The organism is Mesobacillus persicus, from assembly GCF_900109925.1.
GTDB lineage: Bacteria > Bacillota > Bacilli > Bacillales > Cytobacillaceae > Mesobacillus_B > Mesobacillus_B persicus.
In genome coordinates this window covers 40404-54247 of sequence record NZ_FOBW01000012.1, presented here as the reverse complement: position 1 = coordinate 54247, position 13844 = coordinate 40404, and the positions used below count along the sequence as shown (strand labels likewise).

At 41.2% G+C, this 13844-nt stretch carries 14 protein-coding genes and 1 riboswitch; of the genes, 1 reads left to right on the top strand and 13 read right to left on the bottom strand.

The genetic code is table 11. The features are described 5' to 3' along the window. Positions 1–360 precede the first annotated feature (360 nt). The 6 genes from BMX30_RS16185 to BMX30_RS16160 all read right to left on the bottom strand — a co-directional run bounded on the left by BMX30_RS16185 (position 361) and on the right by BMX30_RS16160 (position 4998). The gene (locus tag BMX30_RS16185; protein WP_090748032.1) at positions 361–504 is read right to left on the bottom strand and encodes a FeoB-associated Cys-rich membrane protein; all 144 of its coding nucleotides are present in this window, start codon (positions 502–504) and stop codon (positions 361–363) included. Then, positions 504–2459, bottom strand: coding sequence for a ferrous iron transport protein B (gene feoB / locus BMX30_RS16180; protein ID WP_090748029.1), 1956 nt, complete (start codon positions 2457–2459; stop codon positions 504–506). Before feoB ends, BMX30_RS16185 begins: the two co-directional genes overlap by 1 nt. Before the next feature lie 119 nt (positions 2460–2578). Next, positions 2579–2794, bottom strand: coding sequence for a FeoA family protein (locus BMX30_RS16175; protein WP_090748027.1), 216 nt, complete (start codon positions 2792–2794; stop codon positions 2579–2581). A gap of 419 nt (positions 2795–3213) precedes the next feature. Beyond that, a complete protein-coding gene (locus tag BMX30_RS16170) occupies positions 3214–3516 on the bottom strand; it encodes an EthD family reductase (RefSeq protein ID WP_090748024.1) in 303 nt (100 codons plus the stop codon). Positions 3517–3674: 158 nt separating this feature from the next. Next, on the bottom strand, positions 3675–4430 hold the full coding sequence (gene kduD / locus BMX30_RS16165) for a 2-dehydro-3-deoxy-D-gluconate 5-dehydrogenase KduD (protein WP_090748021.1): 756 nt from the start codon (positions 4428–4430) through the stop codon (positions 3675–3677). A gap of 58 nt (positions 4431–4488) precedes the next feature. After that, positions 4489–4998, bottom strand: a complete 510-nt coding sequence (locus tag BMX30_RS16160; RefSeq protein ID WP_090748018.1) for a hypothetical protein — start codon at positions 4996–4998, stop codon at positions 4489–4491. 361 nt (positions 4999–5359) lie between these two features. On the opposite strand from BMX30_RS16160, the gene BMX30_RS16155 reads away from it, so the two are divergent. After that, on the top strand, positions 5360–5644 hold the full coding sequence (locus BMX30_RS16155; protein WP_090748015.1) for a hypothetical protein: 285 nt from the start codon (positions 5360–5362) through the stop codon (positions 5642–5644). Positions 5645–5807: 163 nt separating this feature from the next. On the opposite strand, the gene BMX30_RS23605 is transcribed toward BMX30_RS16155, so the two are convergent. The 7 genes from BMX30_RS23605 to BMX30_RS16125 all read right to left on the bottom strand — a co-directional run bounded on the left by BMX30_RS23605 (position 5808) and on the right by BMX30_RS16125 (position 13585). Beyond that, entirely contained in the window at positions 5808–5954 is a 147-nt protein-coding gene (locus tag BMX30_RS23605) for a hypothetical protein (protein ID WP_170843912.1), read from the bottom strand. 596 nt (positions 5955–6550) lie between these two features. Further along, entirely contained in the window at positions 6551–7324 is a 774-nt protein-coding gene (locus BMX30_RS16150; RefSeq protein WP_090748012.1) for a TPM domain-containing protein, read from the bottom strand. After that, complete coding sequence (locus BMX30_RS16145; protein WP_090748008.1) at positions 7324–7899, bottom strand: LemA family protein; 576 nt, start codon at positions 7897–7899, stop codon at positions 7324–7326. The genes BMX30_RS16150 and BMX30_RS16145 overlap by 1 nt, the downstream gene beginning before the upstream one ends. 189 nt (positions 7900–8088) lie before the next feature. Beyond that, entirely contained in the window at positions 8089–9567 is a 1479-nt protein-coding gene (locus BMX30_RS16140; protein WP_090748005.1) for a DUF5667 domain-containing protein, read from the bottom strand. Positions 9568–9642: 75 nt separating this feature from the next. After that, a riboswitch (cyclic di-GMP riboswitch) is annotated at positions 9643–9726 on the bottom strand. Positions 9727–9912: 186 nt separating this feature from the next. Beyond that, complete coding sequence (locus BMX30_RS16135; protein WP_090748272.1) at positions 9913–11376, bottom strand: flotillin family protein; 1464 nt, start codon at positions 11374–11376, stop codon at positions 9913–9915. A 324-nt stretch (positions 11377–11700) separates the two neighbouring features. After that, positions 11701–12516 carry a DUF368 domain-containing protein gene (locus BMX30_RS16130; protein WP_090748002.1) on the bottom strand — a complete coding sequence of 272 codons (816 nt, stop codon included), beginning with the start codon at positions 12514–12516 and terminating at the stop codon, positions 11701–11703. Between the two features lie 286 nt (positions 12517–12802). Further along, on the bottom strand, positions 12803–13585 hold the full coding sequence (locus tag BMX30_RS16125; protein WP_090747999.1) for a transposase: 783 nt from the start codon (positions 13583–13585) through the stop codon (positions 12803–12805). Positions 13586–13844: the final 259 nt, after the last annotated feature.

Below are 13844 nucleotides of genomic sequence, written 5' to 3'. Positions count from 1 at the left end.
TTTGTTAAGTAATTCACAAATATAGATAAAAATGTACTTCCCACTCTCATTATAAACGAATAAACTACCAGCTTTTGTGAGGTAATAGTGACAATTAATAGAGCAAAGAATGATTTGTCTACGAAAGCTTTTTCCGTAAACAAATAAGTATTTAATCAAACGTTTGTATGAATTATGCTTGATAGGTTGAGGGGTTAATGACTATTTCTAAAAGTAAACTCAAAACTCGTTGTGGGATATTATTATTTCAGAATAAGACTTTCAGGTCGTGGAATCGAAATGTCTGATGGATTTAGGGGGCAAGATATAGGGACGGTTCTTCTGCTTCCTAAAAGGAAGCAGAAGAACCGTCCCCATGCATTATTCTTTCAAACTACATTTTGTTTGAGGGGAGCAGGCGCTGCTGCAACTGCATTTTTGGTTTTTGGCGTCTGAATATACTTTTTTAACAGCAAATAGCAAGATCATGGCAAAGGCTAACCCAACGACAATCGTTGCAACCATTACATTTCAACTCCTAATTGAGCTCTTTTGAAGTCTGCTCTCCGAATAATAACAACAAGAACTAGAACCAAACTAATCGAAATGGCGATGGCCGGGATGAATCCAATCGCTGGAGTTCCGTAAACCAACAGTGAACCGACTTGCGTAACCAACATTGCTAACGTGTAACCCACCCCAAATTGGAAAGCTAGCCCCTTGAACAACCATTTTTTCGAACCCATTTCCGAGTTCATCGCCCCAATTGCAGCAAAGCAAGGCGGCGTAAATAGGTTGAACACAAGATAAGCTAACGCTGTCACCGGCGTGAAAAACTCAGTAATCACACCGCCCGGCATATGCAGAGCGTCTTCAGAAGCAACCGCTAGGAGAACAGCGAACGTCGCCACGACATTTTCCTTTGCAATAAAACCTGTGACCGCAGCGGCGGCGAGCTGCCAGCCGATAAATCCAAGCGGAATCAAAATCGGCGCAATCACCGTCCCTAACGACGCGAGAATACTTAAGCTCTGATCCTCCACCGGCTTCAATCCCCAACTATACGAAGACGCAAACCAGACAAACGTATTACACACGAGAATGATGGTTGTCGCCTTATAAATAAATGCTTTTGCTTTATCGAACATCTGGATAATCGCATTTTTAAAGCTAGGAATCTTATATTCTGGAAGCTCCATAATAAAATGAGAGCTGTTCTCCCAAACGAAAATCTTCTTTAATATTAGGCCACCGAGTAAAATCATGATAATTGCTAGAATATACATACTCGGTCCAACCCATGTGCTCGTCGGGAAAAACACCGCTGCAAACAGCGCGATGATCGGCAGTTTCGCCCCGCATGGGACAAACGGCGTTAGGATCGTCGTCATTCGCTTCTCATTAATATCTTCAATCGTTCTCGTCGCCATAACACCGGGAATTGCACAACCCGAACCAACAATCATCGGAATAATCGACTTGCCCGACAGCCCGATTTTTTTAAAAAAGCGATCCATGACGATCGCCACTCTCGCCATATAGCCAGAATCCTCGAGTAGGGACAAACAAAAAAACAACACCATGATCAAGGGTAAAAAGCCAATCACTGCCCCCACACCGCCAATCGCCCCTTCAACAATCAGTGCTTGAAGGATTGGGCTAACACCTAACGCCTCAAAAAAACCATTCGCCGCATTCGGGACGATTTCTCCAAAGACAGTATCATTTAAGTAACCCGATAGATATCCACCAAGACCTTCAATTGAAAATGAGAAAATAGCCCACATAATTCCAAAAAAGATCGGCAAACCTAACCACTTATGTGCGACGATTCGATCGACCTTGTCAGTTAAGGTAATCGTGCTCGCAACGTTTTTCTTCACTTGGCACTTCTTTAAAATTTCTGTCACAACCCTTTGTCTGGTGAGACCTTCATCTACTACATCATCCTTTAAAAACTGAGGAGTAACCTGACGACTCTCTTGGTCAATAAGTTTAACCGCTACAGCAATTAACTCAGCTAACCCCTCCTCCAGTGCGGCTGCAATCGGAACAACCGGGCAGTTTAACTCTTTGCTTAATGCAGCTAGGTCGAGCTTGTCTCCTCTTTTAGCTAAAATATCACTTTTGTTGAGGGCAACGACCACGGGAATTCCCAACTCTAGAAGCTGAGTCGTGAAATATAGGCTTCGACTGACATTCGCACCATCAACAAGATTAATTATGACATCCGGCGCATCATCGAGGATAAAGTCTCTAGTGATTGCTTCCTCACTTGTAAACGGAGAAATCGAGTAAGCACCTGGTAGATCGACGATTTGAATCGCCCTGTCCATCGGTTGATACTTCTTCTTCAAGTCAGCTTGTTTTACAGAGACCGTCACACCAGACCAGTTGCCTACCGACTCCGATTTTCCTGTCAACCTATTAAACAATGTTGTTTTCCCTGAATTCGGGTTGCCTGCTAAAGCAATTTTCATCTTCATAGCTCCTTAGTTATATTAAGTTTATTGAGAATCATTATCAATATTAGACAAAATAGTAATATGCTAAATCGCTTAGCATATTAGGGCAGACTAGTATAAATATGTTTAGAAACCTACGCTTCAATCATGATTGATTTGGCCATCTTCGCATCAATCGCATAACGACTATCTTTAATATTCACGACATAATTCCCAGCTAGAACAGAGATCAAAGTAATTTCTTCCCCTTCATAACACCCTAATGAAAAAAGAAACTTCTTCATCTTATCCTTCCCCTCAATCCCTTTAACAACAACGGTCTGACCGATTTTTACCTTTGATAACACCATTACAGTCCCACCTACTTTTATAGTCTGGTCACACCACACGAACATCTCTATGTGATAAAGATTATCATTATTAAAACCCCCGTACAATGAACAAAAAATGAAGAATTTTCCAACACTGTGACACTTGTCACAGGAAGCAAGGGGACGGTTCTTCTGCTTCTTAAGTCCAGAGCCCAGCGGTACCCTCTATCAATTATTGACCTGCGGATTCTACTGATTTGTTCATTAAATGACCACATAAAGGATTTGTGGCTAAAATCTTAAAGCTTATTTTAACGCAGGAATAACTAGTTTCTGCTTTTAAATCTTGTTGCACGCTCGCTCATTCCCCATAAAAGAATCGTATTGTTTGGGGATAATTTGTTTTGAAAAAAGGGCCAAAAAAAAGAGAAGTGCATAAACACTTCTCCTAACATTCCTTAATCAACAAGCGCCACAACTGGTGGCTTGTTTAAATATTCCATTATGTTCTTAACATCTGCTTGAACAGCTTGGAACTCTGGTGTTGCAAGGGATTGCATCAATACCTCTGGACTCTCAAATACAAGCTCAGCGATCAAATACAAAGGTTCCTCTTTGTTCAACGTCTTCAAGACGTGATGAACATTCGCTCCTTGTACATTCGGTATTTTTTCCACCATCGGAATATGTACCTCATTATAATACTTCTCAAACCCATCCTTATCTTTCGGCTCTTCGTACATAACGATAAATTTTGCCAATTATTCTCCTCCTCAGGATCTTGTTTTCTGAATACTCTTTCATTATAAAAAACTAGGAGGTTGAAACATAGGAAAACTATTCGACAAACTGCTGAAAAGGAGATTCCCGATGTAGAAACTCTCACTTCCGCCAAGTATGGAAGCAAAAGAACCGTCCCTTATCTGCCCATCCAGCCGCCGTCAATGGTAATTGTTTCTCCGTTGATGTAATTGGAAGCATTGGAGGCGAGGAAGATGACGGCACCGACCATGTCATCTGGCTGTCCCCAACGACCTGCAGGGATTCTTTCTAAAATTTGACGATTGCGTGTTTCGTTGTTTAGGAGAGCCGTATTCATGTCGGTAGCCATATATCCTGGTGCGATGGCATTAACATTAATATTTTTAGATGCCCATTCATTCGAAAGGGATTTAGTGAATTGCGCAACTGCTCCTTTTGAAGCAGCATAGGCTGGAACGGTAATTCCTCCTTGAAAAGATAGAAGCGAGGCCAGGTTGATAATCTTCCCCTTGCCTTGTTCAATCATCCGCTTCCCAACCTGTTGGCACAGGAAGAACACGGCCTTAGAATTAACATCATTCACAAAATCCCAGTCTTCTTCAGAAAACTCAACCGCTGGGGAACGCTTTTGAACACCTGCGTTATTGACTAAAATATCAATCTTGCCAAACTGATCGACTACAGCCGCAACTAGGTCTTTTATTTTACTAGTTTCGGACAAATCAAATGAAAACACTTCACATTTTCTGCCCAAGCTTCTAATGCGCTCGACCACTTCTGTTTCTTCACTGGACCGTTGAACAATCGCAATATCAGCACCAGCCTCAGCCAGTCCATAGGCCATTGCACCACCTAGTCCTCGATTCCCACCTGTTACTAAAGCTACATTTCCTTCTAGATTGAATAAGTTCATCCTAAACACTCCAAGTCTTTTAGATTAGTTATTTAAGCCTAGCTTCCGAGGCTAAAGGTTAGTGTTCTTCCCTTGCTTGTTTGTTCATATAAACATAGATTAGGTCCTTAAAAATAGAATTTAAATCACTGGCCTTTTGATTTTTCAACCATTCTACTTGATCAATCGGCAAGGTTAATTTTAATGTGGCCTTTTCATTTGGCATTTCTACTTTCCTAATGTCCTCTAGCGTTATGCCTTCTTCAATATTCGGAAATACAGAATCATTTTCGCTTACGCTATGAAACCCTTCGTAATTCTCCGTTTCATCTAATTCACAGAATAAATTAATTTGCGGCAGTCTACCTGGCAACGTTCTGAGGTACATAAACGAACTGAGAATCCTACCATCATCCAATTCAATCTCTACGATTAGACTCTCCATATCCTTATATTTCTTAAAAGCGACTTCACTAACGATAAGACCCAACTCTAAAGAGCAAGAGGAAGCGGATTCAAAAAGATAAATAGCACTATTAAAAACATAGATACTCTCGCCATCAAGTTTTACCGACTTTACGCCAACCATGCTCCTTTCCCCCCACTAAAAGATTTGCCAATACCCACCAGGCATAGTTCAACTAATTATTATCATTTTACCACTTAAAAGGAAGCATGGGGACGGTTCTTTCGCTTCCGCTCCTTGGCGGAAGCAGAAAGAACCGTCCCCAAAGTGAACGATAAATTCCAGCAACTTATTGCAGCATCCCACCTGATTTGATAGTGGATTTCCTCAAAATTACTCAGTAAAGCTAGAGAAACGCCAGTTTTAACAGGAAAATGACGATGAAAAGGGTGCATCTTTTAAAAGGAATTGCCACCTGATATCTGGAATTACTAAGCACAGGGAAACAAAAACCCTAGCATCTTTTCGGAAAGGTAGTGATTGTATGATGTTAATTATGCTACAGCCAAAAGTTCCTGCAGGATCCAACACTTCCAAAGGAATCGAAGTCCGAAAGATTATCCAAGTGATGAAAGTGAAAGTAATGACGATGGTCAAAACAATGGAAAAGGTGAAAAGTGAGTCTAGGAAGCTTGAACAAGCCGGCTCCTTAATAGGCAAACAGCGAGACAGAGTTTCAAGCTTAATCCGAATACAAATCGAGGACGTGAAGAGAAAAGTGAGGTCATGTTCTCCGTCGAATTTATCCTTTATAGGTCCGGGTGATTAAGAATTAAATTCAACTAAGAAAGGAGGGATAATCAGATAGATTGGCACAGTTTAACGCTCTTTATAAAATTTCATATAAAAATATTACCTAATATTCATGCAGTCGCCTGCTGCATAAAATCAGCGCTTCTCGATGGGACGAGGAGCGCTTTTATACTTGCGTTTTATTTTCTTTCATTTTTTTCATCATAAGCAATTAACACGATATTTTCATTTGTTTGCTTACGAAGCTCGCTTTCGAGCGATTCAATCTGTTCAAGCTGACTTTCATCTAGGTTTGCAACCGGAAAATCTTTGTCCAAATTGGTCATAGGAGTCTCCTTTCAATTTGATGAGATTAGATTTCCCTTCGAGGGGACCCATATACATAGCGAAAGGGGCTTAGTTAGTGCCTTTACTAGTATAGTCATTAGGGCTTTAAAGCGAAAAGGACGCTGATTTTTGAATTTAAGGTGAATAAAATTCGCCGCCGATTAATGTTCGTTTTCAATGATACGGTACGGCGTATGGTATTTATTCCCTGTACTAGGAATAAACCTTGTCTAACCGGGAATATAATGTCCATTACAGGGAATAAAAAAGTCCTTAGTAGAAAATCACCTTCAAATAGGGGGTATTTCTAAATGAATTTCCCTTTAAATCGTGGCTTAATGGCCAAGCATATAGAAAAATACCCCCCAATAATGTCCTTTACTAGTATAGTCATTAGGTTTTTAGCAAGAACCGACTTATTTTCTGGATTTAAAGTTAAATAAAATTCATATCAGGTGGTGTTTTGTTGCACATACTGTATATGGTATCGGAACTTGTTCATTTTACACATCAAACTCGTTCGTTTATTTCAACAAATCTGTCCTATAGCTTGATTTGGCCGAATTAAACTTATAAGGGCAGGTAAGATTCCCCGTCACCAACCCCGGCTTGCGCCACCGCCACCTGAAGATCCTCCTCCGCCTCCGCGAGGGCCGCCACCCCCACCACCTCTTCCACGAGACAAGATGGTAAGTAGCAGATGAGTAAGAAAACCTCCAAAATACTTAAAATCTAAAACCACGACAATCACGATAATCGGTATTAATAACCATAGTGGAATTCCGAATCCCTCATCCACCGTTGTCTGCTGATAAGGTTGTTCGACCTGCTGTTGGCCTTCTTCAATCCCATATTCAGCCAAAACCTCATTGGCTAGTACTTTATAGGTTTCAATAATCGCGGTATTAACCTGATCATTCTGCAAGTAAGGAATCGTAATTTCATCAAGAATCCTACCTACTTTGCCATCCGGCAGCCGTCCTTCTAAACCATAACCCACTTCAATTCGCAAAGGTCTAACGTCCATCCCTGGCGAAGGGTTCATCCCAATGAGCAGTAAAACCCCGTTATCTTCCTCGGTACCCCCAATCCCATATTGGCGAAAGGCTTCATTCGCATATTCCTCAACCGTCGTCTCTCCAATGGAATCCACCGTTAACACCGCAATTTGTGCGGTCGTTTGGTCCTCAATCCATCTTCCAAAACTCCTAACTTCCATCTTCTCCTGCTCGGTTAAAACACCAGCAAAATCCTGGACATAAATATCCCCAACAGGAGCTGGAATTTCAGCATGTGATGCCGATGTCCCCACAAAAAGGAACAAGGTGTAAACCACCAAAACTATGCTGAAAACCCGTTTCACAGTCATTAGTCAGTGCCCCCAAAGTCAACCTCTGGTGCTTGCTGCGCCCTTTCATCTGCTTCGAAATATTCCTTTTCATTAAATCCAGTAATATTGGCGACAATTACACCTGGAAAACGTTTGACCCTGCTGTTGTATTCCGCTACTTGGTCGTTATAATCCTTTCGCGCCACCGAAATTCTGTTTTCCGTGCCCGCTAATTCATCCATTAGTTGAGCAAACTGCTGATTTGCTTTTAAATCTGGATAATTCTCAACAACAACTAGCAATCGACTTAACGCACCTGAAAGTTCTGCGTTGGCCGTGGCTTCCTCTTCAGGCGATCCAGCACCTGCAAGCCTAGCGCGTGCATCCGCAATCGCTGTCAGCACTTCTTCTTCGTGAGCCGCGTAACCTTTTACTGTATTAACAAGGTTGGGAATCAAATCTAGCCGCCTTTGCAACTGATTTTCAATCTGCGCATAGGATTTGTCGACATTTTCCTCTAAACTAACGAAATTATTATAGCTAGGGACAAACATAACCAATACAGCAATGATGATCGCCGCTATAATTCCGAGGCCTAAATAACTTTTTTTCATAAAAACACGCTCCTTACAGATATAGTATGTACACTCGTAGAAAGATATTGTAATTAACGTTGCCTTTATCATTCTTTCCTTTAAAATAATTTTGCAATCCACACTCTTTTTATCCTTAGATTGGACTAACCCTCTACTTTCAAAACCTAAAAAGGTCCATCACAAAAGTGATAGACCCTAACTATTTCCTCAATTTTCAGCTTTATCCTTTTTCTGTTCTTCCTGCTTTTTCGCTGCTTCTTGTTTTTGTTCTTCGGCTGTTTTACGAGTCTCTTCTTGTTTCTTTAAACCTTCACGCTGTTGCTCTTCTGCTTTTTTACGGGCCTCTTCTTGTTTCTTCAATGCTTCACGCTGTTGCTCTTCTGCTTTTTTACGGGCCTCTTCTTGTTTCTTCAATGCTTCACGCTGTTGGTCTTCTGCTTTTTTACGGGCCTCTTCTTGTTTCTTCAATGCTTCACGCTGTTGCTCTTCTGCTTTTTTAGCTTCTTCTCTCGCTTGCTCTCCAAGTTTTTTCGCTTCTTTACTTTCTTGTTCAGCAAGCTTCTGTGCTTCTTCTTCTTGCTTCTTTAAGGCTTCTTGCTGTTTTTTCTCATCCTTTTTAGTAGCTTCCTCTTGTTTCTGCACAGCTTCTAGCCTTTTTTCTTCTGCTTTACTGCCTTCGTCTTTTTTAGTAGCTACTGCATCGACACGATCTTCATCTTCATCAACGTCGTTTGCATCTTCAAGCGCCTCTTCTACAACTTCATCCACCTCTTCATTGAGGTCTTCAAGAAGTTCTGCTTGTTCTTCTGCTAACTCTTCATTTAGTTCAGCAAGCTCTTCGTTATATTTCTCTTCACTGATTTCACCAGCTGCTAACTTTGCTTCTAATTCAGCTAGCTTCTCTTCTGCCTCTTGCTCTTTTTCCTCAAGCTTGGCCAATTTTTTATTTAGTTTCTTTTCTAATTTCTCTTGCGCTTTAACGATATTTTTTTCAAGCGCCGCTTTTGCCTGCGGACTTTCTACCTTATCAAGAGCCGCTTGTAACGCCAGAATATTGGCAGAGAATTTCGCTTCCAGCTCCGCACGGATTGAATCAACAGGAACCTCTTCTAAGGCAGAGTCACCTGCACTCGCATCTTCTTCCTCAGCAGGTAGACCTTGCTCATATTTTGCTAAAGCTAATTCTTGTTGTTCAATCGCTTCCTGAAGAATTTCATTGGCCAACTCTTCTTCCCCTAGAGCAAGTAACGCTTCAGCTTCTTTAATCCGTTCCTCAGCAAATGAAGCAAGCAACTCAGCCTCTTTCACTTCATCAAACGTTAAAGCCAATTGAACATTCTCCATTAGCTTTTTCGCGAAGTAAAAGAAGTCATCAGGCAATAAGGAAGGAGGATCTTCTTCAACTACTTCCGCTTCTGGATCAACATCAGTTGATTCATCCGTGCTTTCCGTTGTTTCTTCATCCTGACTTGATGATTCATCCGTTGACTCTGTCGTTGTGTCAGTGGTTTCATCAAGTTGAACGGTTTCAACTTGCTCTACTTGAGTATCCGTCACTGTTTCATGCTCATGCTCATCCGCATACGCCGATCCCGTTCCAAACGAAAATGCAATAGCAGCAACTACAACACTTGTCGCAAGAACATTGCGAACATTTTTGTTAAAGATAAAGTGCTTTTTTGACATAAAAAAATCCCCCCATTATAAATAGGAAGAATAGAATCAACTCTAGCAAACTTTTGAGTTATTCTCCATTCCCCATTTGGTAGCCCAGCCGTCCTAGTAAAATACCTTAGACCTGTAACTTTGCGTCTCCACCTTTCGATAGATTTGCCTTTTTTCAAACAAATAACAGAGCCCTAACGGTTAAACTTCTGTTCGTCATTTACGTTCATTATACTAAAAAGAAAATAGTAAAACATGTGGATTATTTTGCCAATGATGCATAGGGACGGTTCTCTTGCTTCCTAATTGGAATGCAATTACAAAAAAAAGAAGCAAGAGAACCGTCCCCTTGCTTCCTGCTATTCTTTACTTTTGGGTTTCATCTTCTATTATTACTTCAGGGTCTGCGTTGCCATTCTGCGTTCTGTCTGTAATGGTCACGTGATTGCTGTTTCCATTTGACCTTGATGCATAGGACTTCATTAACTCTGCGACATCAATCCCAGTCATTTCTTTCAAAGGTTCTTGCATATCGACCATTGTTTTTGTGATGCTTTTCCCGAAAGATGGGATGCCTTGGCCGTTTCCGGAATCTATAATTTTCACAGAGTCGATATTGTTAAGTGGCTGAGCAATCTTTTCAGCGAAGATTGGCAGCATTTCAATTAGTTTTTCTGTGATAATGACGTCACCGTGTTTTTCCATTGCTTCCGCTAAAAGCTTACGAGCCTCGGCTTCCGCTTTCCCGCGTTCGCGAATAACGTCTGCTTCTGCGGAACCTTCTTCTCTGCGGATTTTCGCCTTCGCTTCCCCATCAATTTGAGCTTTACGGGCTTCGGCTTCCGCTTTACGTGTGGTTTCATAGTATTCAGCGTCCGCTTTTGTTTTACGAACCTTACTTTCCTCTTCCTCCAGCTTAACGGCGCGTTCACGCTCGAGGAATTTAAGGCGTAGTTCTTCTTCTTTTACTTCCTTCGATAATTTGGCTCTCTCTAACTCATAAGATTGCTCTGATTTCGCACGAGCACGTTCTGTTTCTTCTTTAAAAGCAGCGTCTTGTAGATCTTTTTCTTTTTTCGATTCAGCGACAGAAATTTGACGCTTATATTCTTCTTCTTTTGCTTCTTGCTCATTTTTCGCTCGGTGGATACGAGTTTCTCGTTCACTGTTCGCCTCAGCGATTTCCGCTTGCTTGCGAACCTCAGCGATTCTTGGTCGCCCTAAGTTTTCTAAGTATCCATTCTCCTCATCAGCATCACGAATGTCCGTCAAACCGAGCGAGGTAATTTTGAACCCCATTAAGTCTAATTGTTTTTGGGCGATTTCCGAGACATCATGATTGAATTTCTCGCGATCACTATTAATGTCCTCTACCGTCATCTTTGAAAGAATCGCACGCAGATTACTTCCAAGCACTTCAATAATTTCAGATTCAATCTCCTCTTGCTTTTTACCTAAAAATTGCTCGGCGTAGTTAGCGATTCCGTTGAGGGTGTCCGCTACTTTTACCATCGCAACAGCATCAGCCACAATCGGCACGCCGCCATTTGTGTACACTCTAGGTGTTGCTAGCTTTAACTGAAAAGATGTAAGGTTAACAGGCGTTGAAGTTTGAAAACGTTTGAGGAGATAACCGCCCCCTCTAATAATCTTCATCGAACGGCCTTCTGAATCAGTAAAAATATTCGTATCTTTCTCAGGGTCCCCTAACTTAGGGCCTGTAATAATCAAAGCTTCATTCGATTTCGCTGTCCGGTACCGAAACCTCACCCAAAAGAAGTAACCAACACCCCCAAGAGCCGCAATCACCAAAATCGGAATCAAAATCATAAGCACACCAACAAATTCAAACACTCGCTCTTCCCCCCTCGAAGTTTGGGGACGGTTCTTTTGCTTCCCAAAAGAACCGTCCCTGCATCTATAACTAGTTATATATTCTTATACGATTATAACATTATAAAGTTTCAAAAAATCTAAATTCATTGAATTAAATATTCAATTAGAGCGTATTCTGCTATCTGGAGAGGAACCTTTTTGATGGAAAATCTTCATTGACCGGGGTAAACACAAGATGCTTCTTATCGCATAAAAAAAGGCCTTTCCACTTTAGAAAGTGAAAGACCTTCGAATTTTATTTTATGAAAGGCTAGCTTCTTATTCCCTCTCTACCTTCCCAAGCAAATAAGCAGCTGCAAAACCGCAGATGAACGCAAGAACGCTAATCGTCATAAGCAGAACGTCAGCAGGCCAACCAGGGTAAACGACAAAAATCGAACCGACAACAAAGCCTGTCACAATCGCATAAGTCGAAGCCCGGTAATGAGAAAATAAATAACGAATCAGTTTACTGGTTAATAACAGACCAATGGCGACTCCCAAGCCGACAACAAGAATTATCGAGAAATTCAAGGATTTAATCGCTTCAATCACGGTCACATAAGCTCCCAATAATAAAAGCACCATCGAGCCACTTATTCCTGGCAAAATCATTGCTGAGCTCGCTAACCAGCCCGCAAAAAACAGAAACAGATAATCACTCAAAGCCAAATTGGTCATGACCACCCCTTGCTCGTCCCCTACAAGACCCGTCGCAGCCACAGCTATTGTAGCGATTAGTAACAATACATACTGTCTAGCGCCAAAGGTTTTTTTATAATCAGCCTCAACCAACAAAGTTGGGATAATCGCAAAAATCAATCCAAGAAAAAAGAAGAAGGTCGGTTGGGGGAAGACTTCAAGCAGCCAGCTCAATAGATGGCTTAATGATAAAATCGCGATACCCACGCCTAATCCCACAGGAATTAAGAAGGTAACATGCTTTTTCCATTCCTTCGTTAACACACCGTTTATTGCTTCAATTAACCTTTCATAAATCCCTACTAATAATGCGATAGTTCCACCGCTAACACCCGGAACAACATCACTCGCACCAATCATCATGCCTTTATAAATATTTCGCCACTCAAACACACGCTCAATCCTTTCACTACGAAATCAATCTTTCATTAGATTACCACAAATGTTGGAGCATGGGGACGGTTCTTTTGCTTCCAAATTGGAAGCAAAAGAACCGTCCCTATTCATCTTCGACATCGGCACCTTGTTTCAACCGTAGTTGATAGACATAGTATACCGGGAGTTAGCCTACGGATCGAAGGGATGGCCCAAATTAGATGATTTCGGTCTGGCCATAGCCATAGTCTCGTGTAATAGTGAGCGAACATTTTTAAAAAAAGGACGTAGAAAATCCCCGTTCCTAAGCTTTATAAATAAGATTAACTGAAACACCTACAATTCTCGAAGCCTGACGTTGCGTCACTCCTTTTATCTTTTTAATTTTACGTAACGCTTCATCCCTTTGTAGACGCGGTAAGCCCTTGACTTGAGCTATCTCAACCAAACCTAAAACATTCTTTATCTCTATCCGCGCCTCATCATCTGTTAACCTCTTCTTGACCCCTTCATCGAGGAATGAATCATCTTGATTAGATGGTGCCAGCTCATTAAATTCTTTAAACTTTTCCTTAGCAACGGTTGGCTGATCTGAAAACAGCTCGTAAACGAAATCCCGATCAACCAATTTTCGAAGTCCATTTTTAAAGTCGTAATAATCCTGACAGCTACTCCATTTCCAGTCATCAACCCGGTTGATTAGACCTGCTTTTACTGGATTTTGGTGTATATAGCGGATGACTCTTAGTAAGTAGCCAACATCCTCGACTGCCCTACTTCGATAGCGATCTTGAAAGAGATGCCCGGTTGTGTCATATTTCCGGTTATAATACAAGACATAGCTAACACCCAACCGTTTCAAAGTCACTGCTAAGTCTTCATTGCCTTCTTTTAATAAGAGATGTACATGATTACTCATAAAACACCAAGCAAAAACCTTCAACTCCGCTCGAACCTTATACTTTGCGATAAAGTTGAAAAACACAACACTGTCTTCTTCATCATGAAACAATTCCTGCCTATTCGCCCCTTTCCAAATAACATGATAAATTCCACTCTCACTTTTCACCCTAGGCCCACGAGCCATCAAACATCACTCCCCGGAAGCATGGGGACGGTTCTTTTGCTTCCGCGTACAAAGACAGAAGTAAAAAAACCTTCGCCTACGCTTACTCTTTTTGAATTGAAATTGAAAATTTGAATTTGGACACACCTTGAAATGATAGATTTTTAACTAGGAGATAAAACACACTGTAGGATTGTAGAAGAGATAATAGAAGTGTTACAGATATAAACATTCGACAACATCATACAAAATCCTCTTAAGTTCATCAAGAAACTTATCC